This is a genomic window from Halomonas sp. MCCC 1A11062 (genome assembly GCF_021404355.1).
GTDB classification, from domain to species: domain Bacteria; phylum Pseudomonadota; class Gammaproteobacteria; order Pseudomonadales; family Halomonadaceae; genus Halomonas; species Halomonas aerodenitrificans.
In genome coordinates, this window is sequence record NZ_JABFTW010000004.1 from 205,841 (window position 1) to 231,463 (window position 25,623).

Below are 25,623 nucleotides of genomic sequence, written 5' to 3' on the forward strand. Positions count from 1 at the left end.
CGACCCTATGAGGTGTCTTTAGTGAGCAAGTTCAGTGACCTGACCCGACTGCCGGACGCCCGCGGCCACTTTGGCCCCTACGGCGGCCGGTTCGTTTCGGAGACCCTGAGCTTCGCCCTGGACGATCTGGAGAAGACCTACATGCGTCTTCGCGACGACCCGGATTTCCAGGCCGAATTCGACTATGACCTGGCCCATTACGTGGGCCGTCCCTCGCCGCTCTACCATGCGGAGCGATGGTCGAAGAAGCTGGGTGGTGCACGGATCTGGCTCAAGCGCGAAGACCTCAACCACACCGGCGCGCACAAGGTGAACAACACCATCGGTCAGGCGCTGCTGGCCAAGATGAGCGGCAAGCCGCGGGTCATCGCCGAGACTGGTGCCGGCCAGCATGGCGTAGCGACGGCCACCGTGGCGGCTCGCCTGGGGCTCAAGTGCGAAGTCTACATGGGCGCCGAGGACGTGCAGCGCCAGAAGCTCAACGTCTACCGCATGCGCCTGCTGGGGGCCAACGTGATCCCGGTGGAGTCGGGCACTCGCACGCTCAAGGACGCCATGAACGAAGCGCTGCGTGACTGGGTGACCAACGTCGACGACACCTTCTACATCATCGGCACCGTGGCTGGCCCGCACCCGTATCCCATGCTGGTACGTGATTTCAACGCCGTGGTTGGCCGCGAGGCGCGCCGTCAGTCGCTGGAGGAATTCGGCAAGCTGCCCGATGCGCTGATCGCCTGTGTCGGCGGCGGCTCCAACGCCATGGGCCTGTTCTACCCCTTCGTCGAGGACGACGAGGTCGCCATGTACGGTGTCGAAGCCGGCGGCGACGGCGTCGATACCGGCCGCCATGCGGCCCCGCTGGCTTCCAACGCGCCGCGCGGCGTACTGCATGGCAACCGCACCTACCTGATGTCCGACGAGGGCGGCCAGGTGTCCGACACCCACTCGATTTCGGCCGGTCTGGACTATCCGGGAGTCGGTCCCGAGCACGCCCTGTGGAAGGACGTGGGACGCGTGCAGTACGTGGTCGCCAACGACGATGCCGTGCTCGAGGCGTTCCGCGAGCTGACCCGTATCGAGGGCATCATGCCGGCGCTGGAGTCGGCCCATGCGCTGGCCCACGCCAAGGTGTTGGCGCCGACCATGCGGCCCGACCAGAACATCGTGGTCAACCTTTCCGGCCGCGGCGACAAGGACATCATGACGGTCGCCAAGATCGACGGCCTGGAGTTCTGACGATGAATCGAATCGACAAACGCTTCGCCGAACTCAAGGCCCAGGGCCGCCGCGTGCTGATTCCCTATATCACCGCCGGCGACCCGGCCCCGCAGTACACGGTTGGCTTCATGCACGCGCTGGTGGAGGCGGGCGCCGACGTGATCGAGCTGGGCGTGCCGTTTTCCGACCCCATGGCCGATGGCCCGGTGATCCAGAAGGCCTGCGAGCGGGCGCTCCAGCACAAGGTGCGCCTGACCCACCTGTTCGAGATGGTGCGCGAGTTCCGTCAGACCGACGGCGATACGCCCGTGGTGCTGATGGGCTACCTCAACCCGGTCGAGCGCATCGGCCTCGAGGCTTTTGCCGACCAGGCCGCCGCGGCCGGTGTCGATGGCGTGCTGACCGTAGACATGCCGCCGGAGGAGGCCGACGAGTTCGGCCCCATCCTCAAGCAGCGCGGTCTGGCGTCGATCTTTCTTGTCGCCCCTACCACTTCGCGTGAGCGGGCCGCTACAATATGCGCCCATGGCGAGGGCTATCTCTACTATGTTGCGCTCAAGGGCGTGACCGGGGCCGCCACGCTCAATGCCGCCGACGTGGCCGAGCATCTGGCGCCGCTGCGCGGTCTGACCGAGTTGCCGCTGTGCGTCGGTTTCGGTATCCGTGACGGTGCCTCGGCCGCCGAGGTCGGCAAGGTCGCCGATGGCGTGATCGTCGGCAGCGCGCTGGTCAGCCGGATTGCCGACAACGCCGAGCGGCCGGAAGCGATTGCCGATGAGCTCAAGGCGGTGCTGAGCGAGATGCGTCAGGCCCTGGATGCGTTGCCTGCCCGCTGAGCGCGCCCTTGCCCTGCTAAAGATTCGACTCATGACGCCCGGCACGACCGGGCGCAACAGCATACGGAAGCCTTTCTGACATGAGCTGGCTCGACAAGATTGTGCCCTCCATGGGGCGGATTCAGCGCAAGGACCGACGGGCCAGCGTGCCCGACGGCCTGTGGCGCAAGTGCCCGAAGTGCGAGGCGGTGCTCTATCTGCCCGAACTGGAGAAGCATCACAACGTCTGTCCCAAGTGCGATCATCACCTGCGCCTGACCGCGCGCAAGCGTCTCGACTGGTTCCTCGACAAGGAGGGACGGGAAGAGATCTCGGCCGAGCTGGAGCCGGTGGATCGCCTCAAGTTCCGCGACTCCAAGAAGTACAAGGACCGCCTCAATGCGGCCCAGAAGGAGACCGGCGAGAAGGACGCCCTGGTGGCCATGCGCGGCAAGCTCGATGGCTTGCCCGTCGTCGTGGTGGCCTTCGAGTTCACCTTCATGGGCGGCTCGATGGGTGCCGTGGTGGGCGAGAAGTTCGTGCGCGCCGCCACCTTGGCCCTGGAGGAGCGCATTCCCTTCATCTGCTTCTCCGCCTCGGGCGGGGCACGGATGCAGGAAGCACTGTTCTCGCTGATGCAAATGGCCAAGACCTCGGCGGCGCTGGAGCGTCTGCGCGTGGCGGGCGTGCCTTACATCTCGGTACTCACCGACCCGGTATTCGGCGGTGTGTCCGCTTCACTGGCCATGCTCGGCGATCTCAACGTGGCCGAGCCCAACGCGCTGATCGGCTTCGCCGGCCCGCGCGTGATCGAACAGACGGTGCGCGAGAAGCTACCGGAAGGCTTCCAGCGCAGTGAGTTCCTGCTCGAGCATGGCACGGTGGACATGATCGTGCCGCGCGGCGAGATGCGCTCGCGTCTGGGGGGCGTACTACGCAAGCTGACTCACCAGCCGCCCAGCGGTCTCGAAGAGAGTCTGCTTCACGAGCCGGACCTGGTCGACGAGGCCGAGCGTGCGGCGGTGGAAGAGGGTGAGATCATCGAGGCGGCAGAGCTGGACACGTCGGAAGATGCCGATACCTCGACCTCATCCGAGGATGCGGATGGTCGGCCCGATGCGGCGCGCTGAAGGCTCGTGATGTCTTCGACGACGCGTACGCTGGATGCCTGGCTCGAGTACCTGGAGCGGGTGCACCCGGTGGGCATCGACCTCGGCCTCGACAGGGTGGCCGAGGTGGCCCGCCGTATGGGGCTACTCGATGAGCCTCTGGCGTCGCGCATCATCACCGTGGCCGGTACCAACGGCAAGGGTTCCACCGTCGCCATGATCGAGACAGTGGCACGTGCTCATGGGCTCTCCGTGGCTGCCTATACCTCACCGCATCTGCTGCGCTACAACGAGCGGCTGCGGTTCGATGGCAGCGAGGCAGACGACGCCGCGTTGATCGCCGGCTTCGAGGCCGTGGAGGCGGCGCGCCTAGCCGACGATCCCGTCAGTCTGACCTACTTCGAAGCCGGCACCCTGGCCGCGCTGTGGCTCATCGCGCGGCGCCGCCCCGATCTCGCTGTGCTCGAGGTAGGGCTGGGCGGTCGGCTCGATGCGGTCAACGTCATCGACGCCGATGTTGCCGTCATCACCACCATCGCGCTCGACCATGCAGCCTTTCTCGGCAATGAGCTCGAAGGTATCGGCCGTGAAAAGGCCGGTATCATGCGCACCGGGCGACCCGCTGTGCTGGGCAGTCGCGAGCTTCCCGCAAGCGTGCGTCAGTCGGCCCGGGAGCGTGAGGCGCCTGTCAGCGCCCTGGGGCCTGAGTTCGATTGGCGGGCTGCTGCGGTAGAGGGTTGCTTCGACTGGCAGGGAACCGCTTCCGACGGGACGATTCTAAGCCTCGACGACTTGCCCGATCCGGGGTTGCCGCTGGACAATGCCGCCACGGCCCTGCAGGCCCTGGTGGCGGCCGGCATTGCGCTCGACGAGCAGCGCTGTCGCGAAGCCATGCGCGATGTGCGAGTGCCCGGACGCATGCAGTGGCTAGGGCAATGGTGCCTGGACGTAGGTCACAATCCGCACGCTGCTGGCTATCTGGCGGGTCGACTCGCAGCGCAGCCATTCCGTGGGCGCACCTGGGTGTTGCTAGGCATGCTCGCCGATAAGGATGCCGATGGGGTGATCGAGGCGTTGGGCGGTGTGGCGGATGAGTGGGTGGCCGCCACCTTGGGTGGCGAACGTGCACGCGCAGCGTCGGAGCTGGCGAGCCGCATCGAGGCTCATGGCGGTAAGGTCGCTTATCAGGCGGCATCGCCCGAAGCCGGTGCCGAGTGGCTGGCCGAACGGTTGGCCGCCGACGATCGGGTGCTGGTCTGCGGCTCCTTCTTCATGGTGGCCGCCATATTGTCATGGAAGCAGGCACACGCGGCATAGCGGGGCAGGAGGGGATGATGAAATACGGAATGCGCGAACGAATCAGCGGGGCGGTCATCCTGATCGCCTTGGCCGTGATCTTTGTGCCGACGCTGTTCGACGAACCGGCTCCCCGCGACGAGCGCCCCCAACCGGTTCTGACCATCGAGCAGCCGGTGCCGGTGGAGCGGCGTAACGTGCCCGATCCGCAGCCGCCGGAGAGCCTTGGCCAGATTCGCTCCCCCGGCACCAGTCCGGCCCCGGCCGAGCCGGAGCTGCCCGTGGAGGGCGCGGAGCCCGGGGCGGCAGCACAAGTCAACCCGCAGCCGGCCGTGGCGGTTCAGCAGAGCGAGGCGAGTAGCGGCGCGCCACCGGCGGAAGCGCCCCGGCAGGATCCGATTGCCGATCTGGCCCAGGCGGCATCCGAGCGAGTGGCAAGCAGCCCGCCGGCTACATCGAGCCCCGAGCCTCAGACACCACCGGCCACGACCGCATCGCCCGGCGGCGAGTGGGCCGTGCAGGTGGGCAGCTTCGGTGAGGCAGGCAATGCCGAACGCCTGCAGGCGCGGCTCGAGGAAGAGGGGTTTCCCGTCTATAGCCGGCGGCGCGACAATAACATGACGACCGTATACGTGGGCCCCTTCGACTCCTCGGAGTCGGGTGAGCGGGCCATGAATACGGTGAAGGAGCGCGCCAACCTTCAGGGTCTACTGGTCAGGGTAAGAGACTGAAACGATGACGCTGACCTGGATCGACTGGGGCTTTCTCGCCGTGCTGGCCGTTTCGACGCTGGCCGGCTTCATGCGCGGTCTGGTGCGAGAGGGCCTGGGGCTGGCGGCCTGGATCATCGCGCTACTGGCCGCGCGCTTGCTTGCCGAGCCGGTGGCCGACCTGCTTTCCGGTGTGATCGACAACGCCGACGGGCGGCTGGTGCTGGCCTTCGTACTGGTCATCCTTGGCGTGGTGCTGCTGTGCGGGATCGTCATCCGCATGGTGCATGCCGCGGTGGAGTGGGTCGGTATGGGCTTTTTCAATCGCGTGGCCGGCGCCTGCTTCGGCGTTGCCCGCGGTGCGGCGGTACTGGTGGTGGCTACCATCCTGATCAGCCTGACGCCGCTGGCACAGCTGCAGGCGTGGCAGGAAGCCGAGCTTCGCCCCACCTTCGAGCAGATGCGCGACTGGGCAGTGAGTCAGCTCGAAGCCTGGGAGGGTCGTGTGCCCGAGGCCCCCGAAGCCTGGCGTAACATGCCGCTGCCCGAGCGTCGCGATGCCGGCGAGCCCGAACCCGGCGCGCTGTGATTGTTCGAACCTTATTGTTCGAACCTGTGACTGCTTGAACTTGTGATTGTTTGAAATAGGCTTTTTTCAAGCCGGCTGCGGTCGGCACCCCTGCAAGCGAGGTAAGGTGGAATGTGCGGTATCGTCGGCCTTCTGGCCAAGCAGACCGTGAATCAGGCGATCTACGACGCCCTGACAGTGCTGCAGCATCGTGGTCAGGATGCCGCCGGCATGATGACCTGGAACGAAGGCCGTTTTCTGCTGCGCAAGAGCAATGGTCTGGTGCGCGACGTGTTCCACACCCGTCACATGGCACGCCTGAAGGGCAACCTGGGAATCGGCCATGTGCGCTATCCGACCGCGGGTTCCTCGAGCGAGGCGGAATCGCAGCCGTTCTACGTCAACTCCCCCTACGGCATCGCACTGGCTCACAACGGTAACCTGACCAACTCGGAGCAGATCAAGCAGGAACTGTTCTCCTCCGACCTGCGCCACATCAATACCAGCTCCGACTCGGAAGTGCTGCTCAACGTCTTTGCCCATGAGCTGGGCAAGCAGGGGCTGCATCTCTCGCCTGGCGACATCTTCGATGCGGTGCGCCGCGTGCACCGGCGCTGCCGTGGCGGCTATGCCGCGGTGGCGATCATCAACGGCGTCGGCCTGGTGGCCTTCCGTGACCCCCATGGCATTCGCCCGGTGGTGTTCGGCACCCGCGACGAGGGTAACGGCCAGGAGGTGATGATCGCCTCCGAGTCGGTGGCGCTCGACGTGGGCGGCTTCGAGCTGCATCGCGACCTGGCCCCGGGCGAGGCGATCTTCGTCGACATGAACGGCAACATCCATACCCAGTCGTGCGCCGATGCGCCGCTGCTGGCGCCGTGCATCTTCGAGCATGTCTACCTGGCACGCCCGGACTCGATTCTCGATGGCGCCTATGTCTACGGCACCCGCATCCAGATGGGGCGCAAGCTGGGCGATCGCATTCGCAGCGAGTGGCCCGACCACGACATCGACGTGGTGATCCCGATTCCCGACACCTCGCGCACCTCGGCCCTGGAGCTGGCACAGCATCTGGGAGTGACCTATCGCGAAGGCTTCATGAAGAACCGCTACATCGGGCGCACCTTCATCATGCCGGGTCAGACCCAGCGCAAGAAGTCGGTGCGTCAGAAGCTCAACGCCATCGGCGTCGAGTTCAAGGGCAAGAACGTACTGCTGGTGGATGACTCCATCGTGCGTGGCACCACCTGCAAGCAGATCATTCAGATGGCCCGTGAGGCCGGTGCCAACAAGGTCTATTTTGCCTCGGCGGCGCCACCGGTACGCTACCCTAACGTGTATGGCATCGACATGCCGGCGGCCTCCGAGCTGATTGCCCACGGTCGCAGCGAAACCGAGGTGGGCGAGCTGATCGGTGCCGACCGCATCTTCTATCAGGATCTCGACGACCTCAAGGCCGCCTGCCGTGAGGTCAATCCCAATCTCGACCAGTTCGACTGCTCCGTCTTCGATGGCCTGTACATCACCGGAGACATCGACGCAAACTACCTGTCGGCACTCGAGGCTTCGCGCAACGACGCGGCCAAGCAACAGCAGAGCGTCGGCGCCCACGCACTGGTGGGCATGCACAATCAGGATGACGACATCGACGACTGAGGCTCACCATGCACGACGAGACGACACCCGATCCGGCTTGGGCCCTGGAAACGCTGGCGATTCGCGCCGGCCACCAGCGTACCCATGAGCAGGAGCATGGCGAGCCGATCTTCCCCACGTCGAGCTTCGTCTATGGCAGCGCCGCGGAAGCGGCGCGCAAGTTTGGCGGTGAGGAGCGAGGCAACGTCTATTCGCGCTTCACCAACCCCACCGTGCATACCTTCGAGCGTCGCCTGGCAGCGCTCGAGGGCGGTGAGCGCTGCGTGGCGACGAGTTCCGGCATGGCAGCGATTCTTTCGGCGGTGCTTGCCCTGCTGCAGGCCGGCGACGAGATCGTCGCTTCGCGTTCGCTGTTCGGTTCCACCGTCAGCCTGTTCGACAAGTACTTCGGCAAGCTGGGCATCACCACACGCTACGTGGAGCTCTCGGACCTGGCGGCCTGGGAGGCGGCGATCACACCCAACACCCGGCTGCTGTTTGCCGAGACGCCCTCCAACCCGCTCTCCGAAGTGGTCGACATCGCCGCGCTGGCCGAGATCGCCCACCGTCACGCAGCGTTGCTCGCCATCGACAACTGCTTCCTGACGCCGGCCTTGCAGAAGCCGCTGGCGCTGGGTGCCGACCTGGTGATCCATTCCGCCACCAAGTATCTGGACGGCCAGGGCAGGGCGGTGGGCGGCGCCGTGGTGGGGCGTAACAAGGAACTCGAGGAGGTCTTCGGCGTGGTGCGTACCTGCGGCCCGTGCCTGAGTCCGTTCAACGCCTGGATCTTTACCAAAGGGCTGGAGACGCTCAGCCTGCGCATGCGGGCGCACTGCGAGAACGCCCAGGCGCTGGCCGAATGGCTGCAGGTGCACCCGGCCGTGGCGCGGGTACATTACAGTGGGCTCGCCGACCATCCGCAGCACGAGCTGGCTGGGCGGCAGCAGGCCGGTTACGGGGCGGTGCTGGGCTTTGAGGTGAAGGGGGGGCGCGAAGCGGCCTGGTCGGTCATCGATGCCACGCGCATGCTGTCGATCACCGGTAATCTGGGTGACGTCAAGAGCACCATCACCCATCCTGCCACCACCACCCATGGGCGGCTCTCTCCTGCGCAGAAGGATGCGGCCGGTATTGGTGAAGGACTGATTCGAGTGGCGGTAGGGCTCGAGTCGATCGAGGACATTCGCCTCGATCTGGCCCGTGGGCTCGATGCGCTGATCTGATTCAGCGTGGCCGGCCGTCTCGATGACGGCAGGCCATCTGCTGGATAAGCGATTTTTGCGAACGAAGCGTTCGGCTTTTTTCAGCGCATACCGATGATGCGCTGCGGTATGCTGCCCTCCATCGAAAACGAAGCTCAATGGGAGCGACGAGATGTGGCGCAACACCCGCACAGGCTGGGGCCTGGTCAGCATCGCCTTGCACTGGCTCAGTGCCTTGACCATTGTCGGCCTGTTCGTGCTCGGTTGGTGGATGACCGGGCTGGGCTACTTCGACCCCTGGTACAATCGCGCGCCGTGGTGGCATCGCTCGATCGGCATGCTGCTGCTGTTCGCCACGCTGCTGCGTATTCTGTGGCGACTGTTTCAGCCGACTCCTCAGGCGCAGGGCAGTCGTTTCGAGCGTATCGCCGCTCACTTCGGTCACATCGCACTCTACGTTCTGATGCTCACGGTACTGGTCAGCGGCTATCTGATTTCCACCGCCCGCGGGCGTGGTATCAGCGTATTCGACTGGTTCGAGGTGCCGGCGTTGATCAGCCGCCTGCCCAACCAGGCGAGCATTGCCGGTGAGATACACTGGTACAGCGCTCTGGCCCTGATGTTGCTGGCGGCAGGCCATGCGATGGCAGCCCTGAAGCATCACTTCATCGACCGACACGATACCGTCTTGCGTATGCTGAACCCAGCACGTACGCGTCGCCGTTGAACGCCTGCGCCTCCGGGCGCCATCACCAAGGAGAGACCCATGTTCAAGAAAGTCGCACTCGCTACTGCCCTAGGCACCGCTGCCCTGGCCACGGCTGGCCAGGCCATGGCGGCCGAGTATGTCGTGGATACCGAAGGCCAGCACGCCTTCATTCAGTTCAAGATCAATCACCTCGGCTACTCATACATTCTCGGTAACTTCGAGGAGTTCGAAGGTCGCTTCTACTACGATGCGGATGATCTCGAAGCGTCCAGCGTCGAGATGGAAGTGCAGGTCAACAGCCTCAACAGCAACCATGCCGAGCGCGACCGCCACTTTCTGAGCGACGATTTCCTCAGTGCCAGTGACTACCCGACGGCGACCTTCGTTTCCACTGGCTTCGAACCAACTGGAGACAATGAAGGCGTGCTGACCGGCGAGCTCACCCTCAAGGGCGAAACCCGCGAAATCGAGATGCCGGTCACCTTGATGGGTGAGGGCGAGGATCCCTGGGGCAACTACCGCGCCGGCTTCGAAGGCTCGACGATGCTCACGCTGGCCGATTTCGGCATCGACATGAGCGATTTCCCCGAGGTGATGGAAGAGCTCGAGCTCTACGTTACCTTCGAGGGCGTGCGCCAGTAATTCGTCTTTGCCTTTGCATGAGAACACCCTCGGCTTTTGCCGAGGGTGTTGTGTTTTTAGGGACGAGGCAGGGCGAGAAAGCTTACTTGGTTTCGTTCAGCACCGCGTGAGGAAAGTGCCGACGTAGGATACGGTTCTGGAAATCGTCCACGAAACGACTATTGATGATAATGATGAAGCGTTCGAAAGGTGCCTCGGGATCCTCCTGGGAAATGCCATCGACGCTGTGATAGACCCGGTCGTCGTGCAGGTGGAGAATGTCGCCCTCTTCCAGGGTGGCATCGAGCAAGGGCAGCGAGCCGCCATTGTCGGCATACAGGTGGTTGGTACCGCCAGTGACGTTCTCGCGCTTGAGCACCAGTATGCTCAGTGCCTTGCAGCCGTCGGCATGGATGCCCTGGCCCTGTAGGGGATCGACCAGGCCCTGGCCGCGTACACCGGTGATCTGCATCAGAATCGGTTCATTGGGGCCGAGGTTCCACAGTTGGGCCCAGGCGTGTACGAAGTCCTTGACGTCGGCACGACCGAGAAATTCCGGGGTGAGCGGCTCATAGTAGCGCAGGCGATCCGCCATGCTTTCCGCGGCATTGAAAGCGCCGCCTTGGGCCATGGGGCAATGGCCCATGTCCTGCACCTCGCCGTTCTCATCCAGCGCCAACCAGGACATGCGCTTCCAGCGCTGGTTGACGTAGGAGTCGCGTGGTAGGTCATCAGTGAATGCCTGCCAGGCAGGCAGATCGATTCGCGAACGGACCTCGGTCAAGGCCCAGTGATGGCTTGCCAAGTCAGCGCTGACACCCGGTGCCCAGTAATGGGTCAGCGGGTTGACGGGCATGCCGGTGTAGTCGTAGCCATGCTTGAGGGTGTCGAGTTTCATGTCGCTATCTCCAGGTGGTGGGCGGTATTGCCCGGTGTTGTCGGGTTGCCCCGTTCAACTCTGTGAAAAGAAAAGAAACTAAATGTTAAGTATTGTAGTTGTAAATGGAGCGTCGTCGTCAGCTAGAAGACTGGGTTATGACTGGGTAGTTAGAGGGAGACATTGGACTAAGGACGTAGGAGAATTCTGACGATGCTGTGTAGGATGTAACAAAAACGGTGCAAACGTTCCGCATAGAGAACAGCGACGCCGTCGTCCCCCCTTACGAGGAAGTCCTATGATCCCCAATGAGCGCTTCAGGCGGTGGCTGCTCCGGTTTCTGGGGCGGCCTTCGATTGACGCGACTGTCGACTCGACGCAAAACGACGAAGCCGTAGCGCTTGTACGCCAGCAATATCTCGAAAGTGAGCAGCGCTTTCGTGCGCTGCTGGAGAGCCTGCCCAAGGTCGCTGTGCAGGGGTACGATCGCGACCGTCGTGTCATCTACTGGAACGAGGCAAGTACGCGACTCTACGGTTACACCGCCGACGAGGCGCTGGGCGGGCTGCTCGAGGATCTGATCATTCCCGACTTCATGCGTGAAGGGGTCATCCATGCGCATCGGGCCTGGATCCAGGACGGTATCGAAATCCCAGCCGAAGAGCTGGAGCTGAAGCACAAGAGCGGCGAGTTGGTGCCGGTCTTCTCACATCACGTGATGCTCAAAGAGCATACCGACGATCCCCTCATGTTCTGTGTCGATGTCGACCTCTCGGACCAGAAACAGGCGCATCGAGATCTCGAATTCGCCACTCGATACGACCGGTTGACGCAGTTGCCGAACCGACAGACCTTCGAGTCCGACCTGGCGTATCTGCTCGATGGCGTGCGTCGTCGCGGGGTGGGGTTGGCGCTGATCTACCTGGACATCGACTATTTCGTCGAGATCAACGACGCCCTGGGCTATGAGCAGGGAGACCAATTGCTGGTGGAGCTGAGCCGCAGGCTGCGCAATGCGCTACGCTCGACCGACCTGCTGTCACGGGTTTCCAGCGATGAGTTCGTGTTGGCCTTCCCGGGGCTGCATCGCGAGGAAGACGTGCTGCAGGTGGTCAACAAGATCCATGACTTGTTCAAGCAGCCTTTTGGACTGGATGGCCACGAGCGGCGCGTCTCGGCCAGTATCGGCGTTTGTCTCTTCCCTGATAACGGTGCCAGCGCACGTGAACTGATCCGCAATGCCGACGTGGCCAAGAATCGTGCCAAGTTGGAGGGGCGTGGCAGCATCCGCTTTTTTCATCAACACCTGCACGACGAGTTGGTCCGAGAACATCGCTTGGCCGAGAATCTGGAGCGCGCCTTGAGCGCTGGGGAGCTGACTCTACACTATCAGCCTCAGGTGTCGGCGATAAGCGGGCGCATCGAAAACCTCGAGGCGCTGTTGCGCTGGGAACTCCCCGGTGGCACTGCGGTTCCCCCCCACGAGTTCATCCGCGTTGCCGAGCGCTCCGGGCTGATACACCGCCTGGGGGACTGGGTCATCGAGGAGGCGTGCCGTCAGCGAGCTCAGTGGCGTGCCGCCGGCGTGCCGTTGGAGCGCATCGACATCAACGTCTCAGGGCGTCAGCTTTCGCGCCCGGATGTCTTCGAACGCTTGCGTCAATGCCTGTCGCGCCATGGTCTTGGGCCACGGGAAATTGGTATCGAGTTGACCGAGAACGTATTGATCGAAGCTGACGAACGGATTCTGGACGGGCTATGGGGGCTCTATCATCTCGGTTTTCGCATAGCCATCGATGATTTTGGCACCGGGTTTTCATCTCTGAGCTATCTCAAACGCTTCCCGGTGACGGCACTGAAGATCGATCGTTCCTTCGTACGAGATGCACCCGGCGAGCCGAAGGACAGGGCCATCATGGAAGCGGCGGTATTCATCGGCCATCGGCTTGGGCTCGAAGTGGTGGCGGAGGGCGTGGAGGATGAAAGGCAGCTCGAGCTGATCCGCGAGATGAAGTGCGATCTCGTGCAGGGTTTCTATTTTTATCGTCCCATGCCAGCGGCAATGACCGAGCGCGTCCTGCTGGGGTTGGTGGCCGCTCCTAGTGGCTTGCAGGGCTGAGTGGCGGCGCGCTTTCACGTAGAATGCAGCCCCCTTCATTGATGGAGCCGTCTGATGCCTGTCGCTGCCGCCTCTTCCCTGGGCTTGACGCTATGGCGCCAGACCTGGCCGATGACCATTGGCGTGCTGGCGCTGCTGGGTTTCCAACTGGTGGACAGTGCCTTCGTGTCTCGTCTGGGCACGGCGCCATTGGCTGCCCAGTCGTTCACTTTTCCGCTGACCTTTCTCATCATCGGCGTGCAGGTGGGGCTTGGCATTGCCATTGCGGCTCTGATCTCGCGAGCACTGGGTGCCGGAGAGGTCGCACGGGCACGGCGCCTGGGAACGCTGGTGGTGTCGGTGGGCAGCGTGACCATAGCGCTGCTGGCCATCGTGTTATGGTGGGCCCAGGTGCCGATTTTCACCCGCCTGGGGGCCGATACGGCAACGCTGCCGCTGATTCGCGCCTACTGGGAGCCCCAGCTGTTTGCGGCCTGGCTGGGGGCGGTGCTCTACTTCATCTACAGCCTGTTCCGCGCCCATGGCGATACACGCCTGCCCGGCAAGATGATGGTCGTCACCAGCCTGGTCAACCTGGCGCTCGATCCACTGCTGATCTTCGGCGTTGGCCCCTGGTCGGGGCTCGGACTTCCAGGCGCGGCCTGGGCCACGGCAATAGCCTTTGGCTGCGGATTGCTGGTCGTGGTGGGGCGTTTGCGTCACAGCGACTGGCTGGCGCGAAGCGGGCTCAGACAGGAGTTGGCGGTTTCGGCACGCCCCTTCATTGGTATCGCTGGGCCCGCGATGATCGGACAGCTGATGCCGCCATTGGCGGCGATGCTCGCCATCTCGGTAGTGGCCGGCCTGGGAGAAGCTTCTGTAGCGGCCTGGGGATTGGCAAGCCGGCTCGAGACCCTGGCTCTGGTCGTGGTCCTGGCCATGACCATGTCGTTACCCCCTTGGTTGGGTCGTTGCTACGGTGCAGGCGACTGGCAGCAGGTTCGCGAACTGATAGGCCTGGCGCTGCGGGTCGTGGTGGCATGGCAGCTTGGGCTCGGCCTGCTACTGGCAATCCTGGCTCCGTGGCTGGCGCAGCTGCTGGCCGGAAGCCCAGAGGTGCGCGGGGATCTGACCTTGCTGATTCGCTTCCTGCTGCCAAGCTACGCCGCGCTGGGCGTCTGCATGCTGGTGGTTTCCGCCGGCAACGCGTTGGGCTGGCCGCTGAGGGCCATGTTGATGTCGGCGGCAAGACTCTTCGTCTGTTATCTCCCTTGCCTATGGCTGGGGGCCTGGCTCGGTGGGCTTGCCGGTCTGGCCATGGGGGCCGCGTTGGGGAACGTGTTGGCAGGCTTGATGGCTTGGCAACTGATGCGCCGCTTGCTGGCCCGAAGGGGGCTCGATGGTGGGCCCGAGTCGAAACTTTTGGCTCGTGAGCGAACCTGAGGCGCTATGTGCTGTCAGGGTAAGGACGTAGTGGCTCGGCCGGCACGAGCCATGAAAGCAACTCTGATGGAATGGAGTAACCAATGAAGCTCACCAAATTTGTGGCAACTCTCGCGCTCACCCTGGGCATCGCTGGCGCTGCGGCAGCGCAGCAGATGCAGGCACCGCCCCAGGGCGACCAGGTGGATCAGCTCGATCAGTTGCTCGATCTGGACGAGAATCAGCAGCAGGAAATCCGTGGCTTGCTCGACGATGCGGAGCGCCAGCTGGCACCCAAGGAGCAGGAGGCTCAGGCGTTGCAAGCGCGCCTCGGTGAGTACGTTGGCCCCGACTTCGACGAGAATGCCATTCGCCAGGATGCTGCGCGGCTGGGCGACCTGACCGGTGAGATTACTGCCGAGACGGTACTGCTGCAGTCCCGCATCGAAGCTGTCTTCACCGATGAGCAGCGTCAGCGCCTGGACGAGGCGATTGCCCAGCAACAGCAGCAGATGCAGGACCTGCAGGATCAGATGCAGCAGCAGGGTGGTGAACAGCCCGCCCAGCCCATCCAGTAACTGTCTGACCTGGCAGGCTCGTCAATAACGAGTTGAGACAGCGGCTTCGCTCATGAAGGCGCTTCTTGCTGCGAAAAGCCCTGTCACTCGACAGGGCTTTTTGGTTGCATGGCCAGTGGGGCGTCATCAATCGGCGGAAGAGGGTTGCCGGTTGGATGCGGAATTGGCTGAGTATGGGGTGGCCAGCTTCTCTTGCTGCCAGGCGAAATAGAGGAAAAGCACGCCCATCACCAGGTAGCCCAACGTGAAGTCCCAGGCGGCGTTGAAGGCCAGCTTGGGCGCATGCATCAGGCCGACGAAGGAGAAGGCGGCCGCGACGCCGGCGAAAGCGGCGGCGCGGCGGAACTGGTGATCGATGACCGAAACGGTCATGGCGCCGATGAAGATGGCCATGAACATGGCGCCCTGGCCCAGCGGCACGATACCGGGCGAGATGCCTGCGACCGTCTCACCGGCGGCATTGTTGAAGCGGGTCATCACGTAGTTGGCGAAGTAGGGCAGCATGGCCAGTGCCACGGCGGGATAGTAACGCGTATCGTTGCTCTGAAAGGCAGTGGCGATCATCGACATGCCGACGAAGACCAGAATCGGGGCAACCACCGAGACCGGGATGATGGCCGCCAGGGCGGCAATCAGGCCGAACATGGTGGCCAAGGCGTAGACTGCACCATTGAGGATGCTGTAGCCGCGTCCTGCTCCCATCCACTTGGCACCTACGGTGGCGATGTAGACGGTGGTCGGGAAGACGCCGCCGAACAGCGCGCCGATCATGGTGCCGGCTCCATCTACCGCCTGGCATTCGCGAACGTCATACTTGTCGCCTGCGGCTTCCATCGCCTCGACGTTGTTCATGGTCTCGATGGCGTTGTACAGCGTGATCGGCAGTACCACCGTGAGCACCGCCAACATGCCGGTGAACAGCAGCCCAAGCCCCTCGAACCAGGCCATGTTGGGCAGCAACGGATAGAAGCCCAGATGGGTGAAGGCATCGCTGAAGCGCTCGCCGCCAGCATCGCCGATCAGGTAGGCCATGGCGGTGCCGATGACGATGGCGAACAGCGAGGTGGGCAGGCGGAACGGCATGGCGACGCGGGCCACCAGGCCGACGATGATGATCGCCAGTACCAACAGGCCGATGACCGGCATTTCCAGCGTCTTGAACAGCATCTCGCCGGCGATGAAGGTCAGCGCCACCCCCGCGACGGCACCGAGCATGGCTGCGCGGGGCAGGTGATACTGGACCCAGCGGCCGATGAGGCTCACGGCCGCCTCGATGGCGCCGCTGATGAAACAGGCCGCCACGGCAACCTTCCAGGCCAGCGTGGCATCGCCGGTGAGCTGTTTGGCGGGCAGCAGCACGCCGAACAGAAACACGAACATCACCGGAGTGGAAATACCGTAGGAGAGCGCGGTGACGTCGCTGCGATTTTCCTTGCGTGCCAGTCGGGCCGCACTCCAGGCATAGTAGAAATTACCCACCATCACGGCGACGGCGGCTCCCGGGAGCACCTGGCCGAAGACGATGGAGGCGGGGAACCCCATGCCCAGCATGGTGATCGCAATGATGACGAAATTCGCGATATTGTTCTGAAAAAGGGCGAAGAAGGCGTCGGTATCCTCCTTCTTGTACCAGGGGTAGTGCACAGGGGAAGCCGCCATGGTGAGCCTCTTATGAGTTGGGTTTGTATACAAGGCGCATCCAGTCTGGCCTGAGCCTGACTGATTGGTCAAGACTGCCTTTGTCGTATACTGCTGTAACGGTTTTGAGTGTTCACGTGCGTGGGCTTACGTCTGCATCGAGAGGAGAGTACCGATGAGCTCAGAGGAGAGCTGTGTCGTTCGCCATTTTCGCCATTACCACCCGGTGTCAGACGAGGACGTTATGCTACTGGCCCGGCTGGAAGATAGCGCTACGCCGGTGCGGGCCGGCACTGTCCTGTGGGAGGAGCGAGACGAGGCTCATGAATTCTGCACGCTCAAGCATGGCTGGGCATTCTCCTACCGCGAATTGGAAAACGGGACTCGGCAGATCCTGGAGATCTACCTGCCGGGGGATATCATCGGTCTGCGCGAGTTCGCCTTCTCCCAGCGTCTGGCCGGCGTGCAGATGGTCGAGGATGGCGAGGTGTGTTTCTTTCCGCACCGCCACCTGGTCGATATCTTTCGGCAGTCCTTGACACTGACCTCCATCCTCTTCGCCATTGCCAGTCGTCAGCAAGTGCTGCTCACGGAGCGTCTGGTCAATCTGGCACGCCGCAATGCCCGCCAGAAGGTGGCCCACTTCATTCTGGAGATGTTTCAGCGCCTCCGCCAGACCGAGGCCAACGGCAGTGACAGTCTGCGCTTGCCTCTATCCCAAGAGATCCTGGCGGATCTGCTGGGGCTCAGCCCGGTGCATGTCAGCCGTACCTTTACCGCGCTGAACGACGATGGTCTGGTGTTCCGCGACCGATATCAGGTGAACATACCCGACCTGGACGCGTTGAAGCAGGAGGCGGGATTCGATGACCGCTATCTGATCGAGAACATGCGGCCGTTGTTCGATGGCAAGGAGGGCTGACGGGACCGTTGACCGCTCGCCCGAACGCAAAGCCCCGGCCTGAGCCGGGGCTTTGCGTTCGGGCGAGCGTTGCCTAGTTGACGGCCGCGATGGCCTTGGCCAGGTAGGGCAGGTTCTCGTGGGAGAAGCCGGCCACGTTGGCGCGACCCGAGCGCACCATGTAGATACCGAACTCGTCGCGCAGGCGGTCGACCTGCTCGGGCTTGAGCCCTGTATAGGAGAACATGCCGCGCTGCTCGGCCACGCAGGCATATTTCTGATCGAGTCCGTAGGGCTTGAGTGACTCGACGAAGTCGCGCCGCAGGGTATTGATGCGGTCGCGCATTTCGGTGAGTTCCTCGCGCCAGAGGGCGGCCAGTTCGGCAGAGTGCAGGATCTCGCTGACGATAGCGCCGCCGTGAGCCGGCGGGTTGGAGTAGTTCTCGCGTGCCACGATAGCTACCTGGGAGCGCACGTTCTCCATCTGCTCGCTGTTCTTCGCCACCATGATCAGGCAGCCGGTACGCTCGCAGTAGATGCCGAAATTCTTCGAGCAGGAGCTGGTGATGATGACCTCGTCGAGGTTTTCGGCCATCAGGCGCACGCCATAGGCATCCTCGTCGAGGCCTTCACCGAAGCCCTGATAGGCGAAGTCGATCAGCGGTAGCAGGTTGCGTTCGCGTACCACTTCGAGAATCTGCTGCCACTGTCCACGGTCCAGGTCGAAACCGGTGGGGTTGTGGCAGCAGGCGTGCAGCACGATGACGTCGCCGGCGGGAATCTGCTTGACGGCTGCCAGCATGCCCTCGAAATCGAGGCGGTTTTCGGCGTCGACGTAGGGGTATTTGTGCAGCTCGATGCCCGCAGACGTGAAGATGCCGTGATGGTTCGGCCAGGTGGGATCGCTCACCCAGATACCCTTGCCGGGAAGCTGGGCGCTGATGAAGTCGGCAGCCAGCCGAAGGGCGCCGGTGCCGCCCGGGGACTGAGTGGCACTGGCGCGCTTGGCGGCCAGCACCGGTGAGTCCTTGCCAAGCACCATGGGCAGAACCACTTCGCCATACTGGGGCGCGCCGTGGGAGCCGATGTAGGTCTTGGTGGTTTCGTTCTTGAGCAGCAGGGCCTCGGCTTCCTTGACGGCGCGCATCACCGGGGTGTTGCCCTGGGCGTCCTTGTAGACACCGACGCCGAGATCGACCTTCTGAGGATTGGTGTCCTTCTTGAAGGCCTCGATCAGGCCGAGGATGGCGTCCCCGGGGACCCGCTCAATATGTTCGAACATTTATTTCGCTACCTCGTCGGTTCTGGCGGCAAGTATGAAGTCGTTGCGATGCAGGCCCTTGATCTTATGGGTCCACCAGTTCACGGTGACCCTACCCCATTCGGTCAGGAGCGCCGGGTGGTGGCCAGCGGCCTCGGCAATCTCGCCCACGCGATTGGTGAACGCCAGCGCTTGACGAAAATTGGGGAAGGTAAAGACCCGCTCAAGTTGCATGATGCCATTGCGTTCGACAATCTGCCACTCGGGCACCTCGGGTTTGAACAGCCTGATTTCCGCTTCCGACACGGTGGGGGATTGGCGGCGGCAGGCCTCGCAGGGTTGACGCGAGAGCTGGGTCATGCCGGTTTCTCCTGAGGCATTTGGCCTTTGCATGGCTACGCTGTAGGGAAGGGAAGCCCTGAAATCAAGCCGGGCCGCCAATGCGGGGCTCGTCAGGGAGTCGAGTTTCAATGCATCAGCATAGCGCCTTGCCGCTCTGGCTCAAGTTGCTGTTCACCGGCTGGATCCTGTTCTGGGCGCCTGCCTTTGCCGTGATGCTAGGCGTGCAGAACTACTTCTGGTTGTGCAATGTCGCCAGCTTTCTGAAGCCGTCTGCTGCTGTCGATGCAGTGGCTCTCGGTGGCGCTGGTAGGGGCCTTCTGGACGCTGGATGTCGGCGTGGCCTGGTTGACCGGGGTACACCCGATCGGCGGCACCGAGTACATGCTCGATCCCGGACATCCCTGGCTGGCCAGGGTGCTGTCGCTCTATCACCTCATTCTGCCGGTGGTAGCCGGCTACGCCGTGCTGAGGCTGGGCTACGACTCTCGAGCCCTGAGGTGGCAGACGCTGCTGACCTGGTTGCTGCTGCCGCTCACTTATCTCTTCACCGAGCCCGAGCGCAACATCAACTGGGTGCACGGGCCTTTTGGAACCCCTCAGCAGTGGGCCGATCCGCTGCTGTACCTGCTACTGCTGGCCTTGGTCTGGCCACTCGTGCTTTACCTGCCGCTGCATGTCGTGATGCACTGGTGGCAAAAGCGACGCAATACCAGCTGACGCCGTTCAACTGACGACACGATTGCGCCCTTGGCGCTTGGCAGCATAGAGACTGCGGTCGGCCCTCTCGATCAAGGCGTCTCTCGGCTCTCCCAGGCGGTATTCGGCAAGACCGATGCTGGCGGTGAGCTGACCGGACGAGATACCGAAGTCATAATCGGCAATCTCGCTGCGCAGGCGTTCGGCGAGGGGACGGCTGGCGACCAGCGGGGTCAGCGGTAGGACCACGGCGAACTCCTCGCCGCCCAGGCGACCGATGACGTCCTCTTCGCGCAGCAGGTCATGGCACAGGGTAGCGAATTCGGCGAGTACCTGGTCGCCCTGGAGATGCCCCCAGGTGTCGTTGACTCGTTTGAAGTGATCCAGATCGATGAGCATCAACGACAGTGGGCTGCCGTGACGGTTGCTCCTGGCGATCTCTTCGTCCAGACGCGACATCAGGCGCCGACGATTGGCCAGGCCGGTCAGATCGTCGGTATCCGAGAGTTTGCGCAGTCTTGCCTCTTCGGCCATCTGTTCAGTGATATCGATCATCAGGCCATGCCAGAGCACACCTGTCGCCGAATCCTCAGGCTGGGCGCGCAGTGCGACCCAGCGATAGCGACGCCCCGAGAGGCGGATGCGGAATTTGGTGGCAATGGGAATGCGCCAGCGCGCCGAGCGCTCGATGGCGGCCATGACCCGCGGGTGGTCCTCCGCATCCAGGCGGTCGAGCATGTGACGCGCATCCTGGCTCAGAGCGTGACGGTCGATGCCGGGCAGGCTGGTGCCGCTTCCGGCCAGGTAGGGGAAGTGCATGTGACCGGTTGGGTCACGATGAAACTGAAAGATGACGCCAGGCAAGCGCTCAGCGAAATCGTGCATGCCGATTGGCTCATTCAGCCCCCCACCCGTCATGGCATTGTCGTAAGGCATGCGGGTGTCCCTTGTTTTCCTGCTGCATACATTGCAAACAAGCTGTTGTTATATAACGGCTCGGCGTAATGCCTCAGGTAGGATGGCAGCGCGACCAGCGCCTGCATCGGGGTAGAGCCGTTTAGCGAAGGCCTAATATACGATGTAACAGTGAGTAAATCACCTGTCTAAAGCTGTAAGAAATTGCCCATACTTTTTGTAAGCCATACGTGACCGCATGCCGTTCTCTCAGCGCGGCGCGTCGTATCGCTCGGTGCGTGCGCGGGAAAACACCACTTGCCATAGCTGTATGTCGCGAGCACGAAAGGCGCCGGCACATACCGACAGATAGTAGCGGAACATGCGCTCGATGCGCTTTGAGTAACGATCGGCTATCTCGTGCCACCGGGCATCGAAATTGTCGCGCCAGGCCATCAGCGTCCGGTCGTAGTCTGGGCCGAAGTTGTGCCAGTCTTCGAGCAGCAGCAGGCCTTCGCTGGCGTCGGCGATCTGCCGTGCCGAGGGTAGCACGCCGTTGGGGAAGATGTAGCGGTCGATCCAGGGGTCGACGGTGATCTCGGAGCTGTTCGAACCGATGGTATGCAGCAGGAAGAGGCCAGTGTCTGTCAGTAGCTTCTCCACGGTCTGGAAATAGGTGGCGTAGTTGCGATGGCCGACATGTTCGAACATGCCGATGGAGACGATGCGGTCGAAGCGGCCATCGAGCTCGCGGTAATCCATGAGCCGAATATCGATGGGCAACCCGACGCAGCGCTGCCGGGCCAGCTCCGCCTGCTCGCGGGATATGGTGATCCCGGTGACGGAAACATCATGGTGGCGGGCCGCATACTCGGCGAAACTGCCCCAGCCGCAGCCGATGTCCAGCACGTGCATGCCGGGACGCAGCTCCAGCTTGCGGCAGGCCAGTTCGAGCTTGGCGAGCTGTGCCTCGTGAAGCGTGGTGGCCTCTTTCCAGTAACCACAGGAGTAGCACATGGTCGGGTCGAGCATGCGCTCGAAGAGATCGTTGCCGAGATCGTAATGGGCTTCGCCGACCATGTAGGCTCGGGCCTTGCTCTGCAGATTGAGCAGCCCCGCCTGCAGCCGGTACATGATGCGATCGGTGGTTGGACGGGCGCGTTCGCCGAGGCCGTGTCGGAGCAGGCGGCAGGCCAGTTCGTCGAGGCTTTCGCACTCCCACCAGCCGTCCATGTAGGACTCTCCCAGCCCCAGGGAGCCCTGGCGCAAAATGCGCGAGCAAAAGTCGGGATGATAGATCTGAGGATCCCACGGGGCATCGCCGTTCAGGGTCACTCCCGACCCCTCCAGCAGGGTAGTGAGCATTCGCCGGGTACGGTTGTCAGGCAGGGAGATGGGACCAATGCGTTGTTCGATTGTCATGGATTCCTCCGGTCCATCGATTTAGGGCTTGGTCGTTGTCGTCACCTGAATCGCCACATGGCAGGATTTGCCGTGCAATCGCAAGGGCCTGCATTAGGCAAGAGCATAGTTCAGAAGATAGCCCACGCGGCCAAGAAGGGTTAACGCTTCCAGGCTGGTATAATCGCCGCTCAACTCGTCGTCGGAGTGCTGTAACGTGTCCTGTGATTCACCGCTGATCATCGCCCTCGATCACTCTTCCCTCGATGCCGCCCTGTGTCTGGCCGACCGGCTCGACCCTGCGCGCTGTCGCCTCAAGGTCGGCAAGGAGCTGTTCACCCGCAGCGGCCCGGAGATCATCGAGGCGCTCCACGGGCGTGGCTTTCAGCTTTTTCTCGATCTGAAGTTCCACGACATTCCCAACACCGTTGCCGGGGCCGTGCAGGCCGCTGCCGAGCAGGGCGTGTGGATGGTCAACGTGCATGCCAGCGGTGGGCGGCGCATGATGGAGGCGGCGCGTGAGCGGCTCGACCGCCACGGCCTCGGGACGCATCTGATCGCGGTGACGGTGCTGACCAGCATGACGGGTGAGGATCTCGCCGAGGTTGGCGTTGCCGCGCCGGCGGCGGAACACGTCGAGCGTCTGGCCCTGCTGACCCGCGAGTGCGGCCTGGATGGCGTGGTCTGCTCGGCTCAGGAATCGACCAGGCTGCGGCAGCTGTGTGGCACCGATTTTCTCAAGGTGACGCCAGGCATCAGGCCACGCAGTGCCGAGCATGGCGATCAGCGCCGCGTGATGACTCCGGCCGAGGCCATGGCGGCGGGAAGCACGCACCTGGTGATCGGTCGGCCGATCACTCAGGCGCAGGACCCCATGGCGGCGCTGCAGGCCATCGAGCAGGAACTGGCGGCAGGCTGAGGCCCGGGCGCTCACTCCCCCTCGATGCCGGTGATGGGGCGAGTGGTGCCCCAACTGCGACAGCTGGGGCACTGCCAATGCAGCGGCTGGCCGGCGAAGCCGCAGCGTTGGCAGCGGTGGCGTGGACGAACCGCCAGCAGGGCATGGGTGTGCTGCTTGAGCAACTGCAGCCGGTTGTCGGGCGCACCACGCTCCTGCTGCTGATGCTGATAGAGATCCAGCAGGTAATCGAGCGCACCCAGGCTGGGGGCACGGTTGAGCTGTTCGCTGACCAGGTCGATGGCCACCTGCAGGCCGAGCCTCTTGCGCTGGGTTTCTGCCAGCAGAATGATCAGGCTGGTGACGTGGGCGCGCTCCAGCAGCTCCTCGAGGCAAGATACCAGGCCGGACTCGTCGTCGAGCATGCGATAGGCATGGTGCAGCGGCTCGAGCACGATCGGCATCATGTCCAGATCCTGATCGGGGATGCGCATGAGTATGCGAATGGCCTCGCGATAGTGACCGGTATCCTGGGCAAGGGCCGACAACAGCAGATTGGCGCGTACGCAGCGTGGGTCGATGGAGAGCGCGCGGCGCAGATGCTTGCGGGCCAGGCCCGGACTAGCCGAGTGGCGCTCCTGATCGGCCATTTCGCATAACCAGTGGGCTGCGGCGCGGCGCACGTCATCGTGCTGGCGAATCAAGTTGGGATAAGCGACGTCGAAGGCGGCCTGCCATTCGCCTTCACGATCGAACAGATCTGCAAGCAGGCGCTTGGCGGCATGTCGAATGTCGTCATGGCTGGTATCGCGGATCAGCTGCTGGAGCAGGCGCTCGCTGCGGTCGAACAGCCCAAGGTGCAGGAAGTCGCGAGAGAGTTCGAGCTGCACCTGATCGCTTTGCAGGGCGGTCAGGGTGGGGCGGGCCAGCAGGTTCTGGTGAATCTTGACGGCACGGTCGGCCTCGCCCCGGGTGCGAAAGAGGTTGCCCAGGGTGATATGGGTGTCGACGGTTTCGCTGTTTACCTCGAGAGCGCTGACGAAGGTCTCGATGGCGCGGTCGGGCTGCTCGTTGAGCAGGTAGTTCAGGCCGACGAAGTAATCCCGCGACAGCGTGTTCGGCGGCGCGGGATCGCGGTTACCCTGGCGCTCGCGTCGGCCTAGCCACCAGCCGATGGCAACGGCGGCCACCAGCAGGGCAAGCAGCAGGGCATCGGGCATTTTAGGGCAGTTCCTTGAGCTCCTGAACGCGAAGCCGGTCGAGTTCCTTGCGCTGCTGACGGTTCAGCCGCTGGGCGCGGGAGAGTGCAGTGCGCAGCCGCAGCCAGACTCCCGTCATCGCCAGCATTCCCAGCACGACGCCGCTGACCAGGGCGGCCAGGAGCCAGACGGAGAGCGATACTGCCGGTAGCTCCAGCCAGATCAGATTCAGCGGTACCGTCTGCTGGTTGTTGACGGCAAAGAGGATGCCGACAAGCAGGACCGCCAGCAGAATGATGGCCACGATCAGGCCTTTGAGCCAACGCATGTGTCTATCCCTTGTAAGTTCGAAAGATTAATAGCCGAGGGCGCGGCTGGCATTGACCTGCTCGCGAAGCTCCTTGCCAGGCTTGAAGTGTGGCACGAACTTGCCCTCCAGCGCGACCGGCTCGCCGGTCTTGGGGTTACGACCTACCCGCGGCTCTCGATAATGCAAGGAAAAACTGCCGAACCCCCTGATTTCGACACGTCCGCCTTCGGCCAGGGTGTCGGTGATGTCATCGAGGATCAGGCGAACCGCAGATTCGACTTCCTTGATCGAAAGCTCGGGCTGTCGCATGGCGATCTGCTCGATCAATTCGGATTTGGTCATCGGGTCATCTCTCCAGGCGATTCCCGGTCCGGTGGGACTGGGCGGCATTCTTATTCTAACCCTCAGCATACTGCTCAAATCGTGATAAAACAACGCACTACGACCATGGTCAAGGAAATCGCACATTCTGAGGGTAGGCGCTGCCGTATTTTCGAGGGTCCGGTATACTGGTTGCCCACTCTTTCAGACCATCGAGGCCGACGTTGAGCGAAGCGAACACCCCCGATGCCGCAGCCTTGCGCAAGCGGCTCTACTGGCATTCACGGCGCGGAATGTGGGAGCTCGACCTGCTGCTGATTCCCTTCCTCGAGCACTGCTACGACCAGTTGGGCAGCGACGACCAGGCTGCCTACCGAGCCTTGATCGAAGGGGAAGATCAGGATCTGTTCGCCTGGCTGATGAGGCGTGAGCCGCCCGCCCCGGAGTTTCAGCGCATCGTGACGCTGATACAGCAACATGCCGAGAACGCCGACAACGATCCGCATCGCCCCATCTAGACTGGGGTGGTGTTGCCAGTTCCTGCTGGCCGTGCTGGTCACCGGGGTCGTGCTCCACTTCGGGCCGAGCTGGCTGGCGGTGCCGGCCGTGGGGTGGCTATTGCCACTGGCTTGGTGGCTCTGGCGCGGGCAGGTGCGTGGCGTCTTGCACATGCATCCGGAAGCGGCCGGCAACTGGCGTTGGACATGGCAGCCCGAGTCGGCCGCCGAGGCGGTGCCGGTCAGGTTGACTTGCGATTATCTCGGCCCTTGGCTGATTGCCCTGGAACTCAATGGACGCAAGGCATGGCTGTGGCCCGACAGTGCGCCCGGCGATGCGTTGCGTCAGCTGCGCCGCGCCCTGGCCCGATGACACGCGTCGGGCGCCGGCAGGATGGCGCCCG

At 63.2% G+C, this 25,623-nt stretch carries 27 protein-coding genes; 18 read left to right on the forward strand and 9 right to left on the reverse strand.

All coding sequences use genetic code 11. The features are described from left to right. Nucleotides 1-21: 21 nt before the first annotated feature. The 10 genes from trpB (at nucleotide 22) to HOP58_RS06420 (ending at nucleotide 9,907) form a co-directional block, all read left to right on the forward strand. Entirely contained in the window at nucleotides 22-1,236 is a 1,215-nt protein-coding gene (gene trpB / locus HOP58_RS06375; RefSeq protein ID WP_234259849.1) for a tryptophan synthase subunit beta, read from the forward strand. 2 nt (nucleotides 1,237-1,238) lie between these two features. After that, a complete protein-coding gene (gene trpA / locus HOP58_RS06380) occupies nucleotides 1,239-2,054 on the forward strand; it encodes a tryptophan synthase subunit alpha (protein WP_234259850.1) in 816 nt (271 codons plus the stop codon). An 80-nt stretch (nucleotides 2,055-2,134) separates the two neighbouring features. Continuing rightward, nucleotides 2,135-3,163 carry an acetyl-CoA carboxylase, carboxyltransferase subunit beta gene (gene accD, locus HOP58_RS06385; RefSeq protein ID WP_234254778.1) on the forward strand — a complete coding sequence of 343 codons (1,029 nt, stop codon included), beginning with the start codon at nucleotides 2,135-2,137 and terminating at the stop codon, nucleotides 3,161-3,163. Between the two features lie 9 nt (nucleotides 3,164-3,172). Continuing rightward, a complete protein-coding gene (gene folC, locus HOP58_RS06390; protein WP_234259851.1) occupies nucleotides 3,173-4,459 on the forward strand; it encodes a bifunctional tetrahydrofolate synthase/dihydrofolate synthase in 1,287 nt (428 codons plus the stop codon). 17 nt (nucleotides 4,460-4,476) lie between these two features. Further along, on the forward strand, nucleotides 4,477-5,169 hold the full coding sequence (locus tag HOP58_RS06395; RefSeq protein WP_234259852.1) for an SPOR domain-containing protein: 693 nt from the start codon (nucleotides 4,477-4,479) through the stop codon (nucleotides 5,167-5,169). 4 nt (nucleotides 5,170-5,173) lie between these two features. Further along, entirely contained in the window at nucleotides 5,174-5,737 is a 564-nt protein-coding gene (locus HOP58_RS06400; protein ID WP_010629025.1) for a CvpA family protein, read from the forward strand. Between the two features lie 111 nt (nucleotides 5,738-5,848). After that, entirely contained in the window at nucleotides 5,849-7,372 is a 1,524-nt protein-coding gene (purF, locus tag HOP58_RS06405) for an amidophosphoribosyltransferase (protein ID WP_010629024.1), read from the forward strand. A gap of 8 nt (nucleotides 7,373-7,380) precedes the next feature. Then, a complete protein-coding gene (locus HOP58_RS06410) occupies nucleotides 7,381-8,577 on the forward strand; it encodes an O-succinylhomoserine sulfhydrylase (RefSeq protein WP_234259853.1) in 1,197 nt (398 codons plus the stop codon). Nucleotides 8,578-8,728: 151 nt separating this feature from the next. Next, complete coding sequence (locus HOP58_RS06415) at nucleotides 8,729-9,283, forward strand: cytochrome b (protein ID WP_010629019.1); 555 nt, start codon at nucleotides 8,729-8,731, stop codon at nucleotides 9,281-9,283. A 39-nt stretch (nucleotides 9,284-9,322) separates the two neighbouring features. Then, entirely contained in the window at nucleotides 9,323-9,907 is a 585-nt protein-coding gene (locus HOP58_RS06420) for a YceI family protein (protein WP_234259854.1), read from the forward strand. 82 nt (nucleotides 9,908-9,989) lie between these two features. Here HOP58_RS06420 and HOP58_RS06425 read toward each other — a convergent pair whose 3' ends face one another. Beyond that, on the reverse strand, nucleotides 9,990-10,784 hold the full coding sequence (locus HOP58_RS06425; RefSeq protein WP_234254772.1) for a 2OG-Fe dioxygenase family protein: 795 nt from the start codon (nucleotides 10,782-10,784) through the stop codon (nucleotides 9,990-9,992). A gap of 277 nt (nucleotides 10,785-11,061) precedes the next feature. Here HOP58_RS06425 and HOP58_RS06430 point away from each other — a divergent pair, with 277 nt between their 5' ends. From HOP58_RS06430 to HOP58_RS06440, 3 genes are all read left to right on the forward strand, one after another. Next, on the forward strand, nucleotides 11,062-12,882 hold the full coding sequence (locus HOP58_RS06430; RefSeq protein WP_010629016.1) for an EAL domain-containing protein: 1,821 nt from the start codon (nucleotides 11,062-11,064) through the stop codon (nucleotides 12,880-12,882). Between the two features lie 54 nt (nucleotides 12,883-12,936). After that, entirely contained in the window at nucleotides 12,937-14,304 is a 1,368-nt protein-coding gene (locus HOP58_RS06435; protein ID WP_234259855.1) for an MATE family efflux transporter, read from the forward strand. 83 nt (nucleotides 14,305-14,387) lie between these two features. Beyond that, on the forward strand, nucleotides 14,388-14,861 hold the full coding sequence (locus HOP58_RS06440; protein ID WP_234259856.1) for a Spy/CpxP family protein refolding chaperone: 474 nt from the start codon (nucleotides 14,388-14,390) through the stop codon (nucleotides 14,859-14,861). Between the two features lie 126 nt (nucleotides 14,862-14,987). Here the strand turns inward: HOP58_RS06440 and HOP58_RS06445 are convergent, their stop codons facing one another. Continuing rightward, on the reverse strand, nucleotides 14,988-16,520 hold the full coding sequence (locus HOP58_RS06445; RefSeq protein ID WP_234259857.1) for an NCS2 family permease: 1,533 nt from the start codon (nucleotides 16,518-16,520) through the stop codon (nucleotides 14,988-14,990). A 154-nt stretch (nucleotides 16,521-16,674) separates the two neighbouring features. Between HOP58_RS06445 and HOP58_RS06450 the strand changes: the two genes are divergently transcribed. Continuing rightward, entirely contained in the window at nucleotides 16,675-17,421 is a 747-nt protein-coding gene (locus tag HOP58_RS06450; RefSeq protein ID WP_026038191.1) for a Crp/Fnr family transcriptional regulator, read from the forward strand. A gap of 73 nt (nucleotides 17,422-17,494) precedes the next feature. Here HOP58_RS06450 and HOP58_RS06455 read toward each other — a convergent pair whose 3' ends face one another. Together HOP58_RS06455 and HOP58_RS06460 are read right to left on the reverse strand one after the other, a co-directional pair. After that, nucleotides 17,495-18,682, reverse strand: a complete 1,188-nt coding sequence (locus HOP58_RS06455; RefSeq protein WP_010629011.1) for an amino acid aminotransferase — start codon at nucleotides 18,680-18,682, stop codon at nucleotides 17,495-17,497. Further along, entirely contained in the window at nucleotides 18,683-19,021 is a 339-nt protein-coding gene (locus HOP58_RS06460; RefSeq protein ID WP_010629010.1) for a 4a-hydroxytetrahydrobiopterin dehydratase, read from the reverse strand. A gap of 264 nt (nucleotides 19,022-19,285) precedes the next feature. Between HOP58_RS06460 and HOP58_RS06465 the strand changes: the two genes are divergently transcribed. Further along, nucleotides 19,286-19,720 carry a hypothetical protein gene (locus HOP58_RS06465; protein WP_234259858.1) on the forward strand — a complete coding sequence of 145 codons (435 nt, stop codon included), beginning with the start codon at nucleotides 19,286-19,288 and terminating at the stop codon, nucleotides 19,718-19,720. A 6-nt stretch (nucleotides 19,721-19,726) separates the two neighbouring features. Here the strand turns inward: HOP58_RS06465 and HOP58_RS06470 are convergent, their stop codons facing one another. Both HOP58_RS06470 and cfa read right to left on the reverse strand, forming a co-directional pair. Further along, nucleotides 19,727-20,635: a GGDEF domain-containing protein gene (locus tag HOP58_RS06470; protein WP_234259859.1), complete on the reverse strand. Its 909-nt coding sequence runs from the start codon at nucleotides 20,633-20,635 to the stop codon at nucleotides 19,727-19,729. A gap of 228 nt (nucleotides 20,636-20,863) precedes the next feature. Continuing rightward, a complete protein-coding gene (gene cfa / locus HOP58_RS06475) occupies nucleotides 20,864-22,015 on the reverse strand; it encodes a cyclopropane fatty acyl phospholipid synthase (RefSeq protein ID WP_234259860.1) in 1,152 nt (383 codons plus the stop codon). Between the two features lie 196 nt (nucleotides 22,016-22,211). Between cfa and pyrF the strand changes: the two genes are divergently transcribed. Then, nucleotides 22,212-22,913, forward strand: coding sequence for an orotidine-5'-phosphate decarboxylase (gene pyrF / locus HOP58_RS06480; protein ID WP_103968256.1), 702 nt, complete (start codon nucleotides 22,212-22,214; stop codon nucleotides 22,911-22,913). Between the two features lie 11 nt (nucleotides 22,914-22,924). Here pyrF and lapB read toward each other — a convergent pair whose 3' ends face one another. From lapB to HOP58_RS06495, 3 genes are read right to left on the reverse strand one after another with little or no spacing between them, the layout of a single operon-like run. Continuing rightward, nucleotides 22,925-24,112, reverse strand: coding sequence for a lipopolysaccharide assembly protein LapB (lapB, locus tag HOP58_RS06485; RefSeq protein WP_234259861.1), 1,188 nt, complete (start codon nucleotides 24,110-24,112; stop codon nucleotides 22,925-22,927). A 1-nt stretch (nucleotide 24,113) separates the two neighbouring features. Beyond that, nucleotides 24,114-24,419 (reverse strand): LapA family protein, encoded by a 306-nt coding sequence (locus HOP58_RS06490; protein ID WP_086508801.1) that lies wholly within the window; start codon nucleotides 24,417-24,419, stop codon nucleotides 24,114-24,116. A gap of 27 nt (nucleotides 24,420-24,446) precedes the next feature. Beyond that, nucleotides 24,447-24,743, reverse strand: a complete 297-nt coding sequence (locus HOP58_RS06495; RefSeq protein WP_086508802.1) for an integration host factor subunit beta — start codon at nucleotides 24,741-24,743, stop codon at nucleotides 24,447-24,449. 203 nt (nucleotides 24,744-24,946) lie between these two features. Between HOP58_RS06495 and HOP58_RS06500 the strand changes: the two genes are divergently transcribed. Together HOP58_RS06500 and HOP58_RS06505 are read left to right on the forward strand one after the other, a co-directional pair. Beyond that, on the forward strand, nucleotides 24,947-25,240 hold the full coding sequence (locus HOP58_RS06500) for a succinate dehydrogenase assembly factor 2 (RefSeq protein ID WP_191224683.1): 294 nt from the start codon (nucleotides 24,947-24,949) through the stop codon (nucleotides 25,238-25,240). Then, nucleotides 25,200-25,592, forward strand: a complete 393-nt coding sequence (locus tag HOP58_RS06505; protein WP_191224684.1) for a hypothetical protein — start codon at nucleotides 25,200-25,202, stop codon at nucleotides 25,590-25,592. The genes HOP58_RS06500 and HOP58_RS06505 overlap by 41 nt, the downstream gene beginning before the upstream one ends. The last annotated feature ends 31 nt before the right edge of the window (nucleotides 25,593-25,623 follow it).

Bases quoted from the DNA above. Each gene is read 5' to 3' on its own strand.
- HOP58_RS06455 (WP_010629011.1), bottom strand. From the start codon at position 18,682: ATGTTCGAACATATTGAGCGGGTCCCCGGGGACGCCATCCTCGGCCTG.
- HOP58_RS06460 (WP_010629010.1), bottom strand. From the start codon at position 19,021: ATGACCCAGCTCTCGCGTCAACCCTGCGAGGCCTGCCGCCGCCAATCC.
- HOP58_RS06395 (WP_234259852.1), top strand. From the start codon at position 4,477: ATGAAATACGGAATGCGCGAACGAATCAGCGGGGCGGTCATCCTGATC.
- HOP58_RS06420 (WP_234259854.1), top strand. From the start codon at position 9,323: ATGTTCAAGAAAGTCGCACTCGCTACTGCCCTAGGCACCGCTGCCCTG.
- trpA (WP_234259850.1), top strand. From the start codon at position 1,239: ATGAATCGAATCGACAAACGCTTCGCCGAACTCAAGGCCCAGGGCCGC.
- HOP58_RS06470 (WP_234259859.1), bottom strand. From the start codon at position 20,635: ATGCCTTACGACAATGCCATGACGGGTGGGGGGCTGAATGAGCCAATC.
- HOP58_RS06445 (WP_234259857.1), bottom strand. From the start codon at position 16,520: ATGGCGGCTTCCCCTGTGCACTACCCCTGGTACAAGAAGGAGGATACC.
- HOP58_RS06490 (WP_086508801.1), bottom strand. From the start codon at position 24,419: ATGCGTTGGCTCAAAGGCCTGATCGTGGCCATCATTCTGCTGGCGGTC.
- HOP58_RS06505 (WP_191224684.1), top strand. From the start codon at position 25,200: ATGCCGAGAACGCCGACAACGATCCGCATCGCCCCATCTAGACTGGGG.
- accD (WP_234254778.1), top strand. From the start codon at position 2,135: ATGAGCTGGCTCGACAAGATTGTGCCCTCCATGGGGCGGATTCAGCGC.
- HOP58_RS06425 (WP_234254772.1), bottom strand. From the start codon at position 10,784: ATGAAACTCGACACCCTCAAGCATGGCTACGACTACACCGGCATGCCC.
- HOP58_RS06415 (WP_010629019.1), top strand. From the start codon at position 8,729: ATGTGGCGCAACACCCGCACAGGCTGGGGCCTGGTCAGCATCGCCTTG.
- HOP58_RS06400 (WP_010629025.1), top strand. From the start codon at position 5,174: ATGACGCTGACCTGGATCGACTGGGGCTTTCTCGCCGTGCTGGCCGTT.
- HOP58_RS06450 (WP_026038191.1), top strand. From the start codon at position 16,675: ATGAGCTCAGAGGAGAGCTGTGTCGTTCGCCATTTTCGCCATTACCAC.
- HOP58_RS06440 (WP_234259856.1), top strand. From the start codon at position 14,388: ATGAAGCTCACCAAATTTGTGGCAACTCTCGCGCTCACCCTGGGCATC.
- HOP58_RS06430 (WP_010629016.1), top strand. From the start codon at position 11,062: ATGATCCCCAATGAGCGCTTCAGGCGGTGGCTGCTCCGGTTTCTGGGG.
- cfa (WP_234259860.1), bottom strand. From the start codon at position 22,015: ATGACAATCGAACAACGCATTGGTCCCATCTCCCTGCCTGACAACCGT.
- folC (WP_234259851.1), top strand. From the start codon at position 3,173: ATGTCTTCGACGACGCGTACGCTGGATGCCTGGCTCGAGTACCTGGAG.
- HOP58_RS06495 (WP_086508802.1), bottom strand. From the start codon at position 24,743: ATGACCAAATCCGAATTGATCGAGCAGATCGCCATGCGACAGCCCGAG.
- lapB (WP_234259861.1), bottom strand. From the start codon at position 24,112: ATGCCCGATGCCCTGCTGCTTGCCCTGCTGGTGGCCGCCGTTGCCATC.
- purF (WP_010629024.1), top strand. From the start codon at position 5,849: ATGTGCGGTATCGTCGGCCTTCTGGCCAAGCAGACCGTGAATCAGGCG.
- HOP58_RS06435 (WP_234259855.1), top strand. From the start codon at position 12,937: ATGCCTGTCGCTGCCGCCTCTTCCCTGGGCTTGACGCTATGGCGCCAG.
- HOP58_RS06410 (WP_234259853.1), top strand. From the start codon at position 7,381: ATGCACGACGAGACGACACCCGATCCGGCTTGGGCCCTGGAAACGCTG.
- HOP58_RS06465 (WP_234259858.1), top strand. From the start codon at position 19,286: ATGCAGTGGCTCTCGGTGGCGCTGGTAGGGGCCTTCTGGACGCTGGAT.